The organism is Oerskovia turbata (assembly GCF_000718325.1).
GTDB lineage: Bacteria > Actinomycetota > Actinomycetes > Actinomycetales > Cellulomonadaceae > Oerskovia > Oerskovia turbata.
In genome coordinates this window covers 1-238 of record NZ_JOFV01000066.1, presented here as the reverse complement: position 1 = coordinate 238, position 238 = coordinate 1, and the positions used below count along the sequence as shown (strand labels likewise).

Annotated in this window: 1 protein-coding gene; it reads right to left on the bottom strand. The window is 65.5% G+C overall.

Annotation, left to right across the window (positions count from 1 at the left end; translation table 11 throughout):
- A partial coding sequence (locus IE95_RS0118440; protein ID WP_030153766.1) for an NAD(P)/FAD-dependent oxidoreductase occupies positions 1–238 on the bottom strand: 238 nt, incomplete at both ends.

The window sequence follows — 238 nt, the reverse complement described above, 5'->3', positions numbered from 1 at the left end:
GGACTCGACCTTGTTCTCCCCGTGGATGCCCACGACCTCGCTGTTCCAGGCGAACTCGATCTTGGGATCGGCCTTGGCCCGGTCCGCCATGATCTTCGACGCACGCAGCTCACCGCGGCGGTGGACCATGGTCACCTTGGACGCGAAACGCGTCAGGAACGTGGCCTCCTCGACCGCGGAGTCCCCACCACCGACGACCACGACGTGCTGGTCACGGAAGAAGAACCCGTCGCACGTC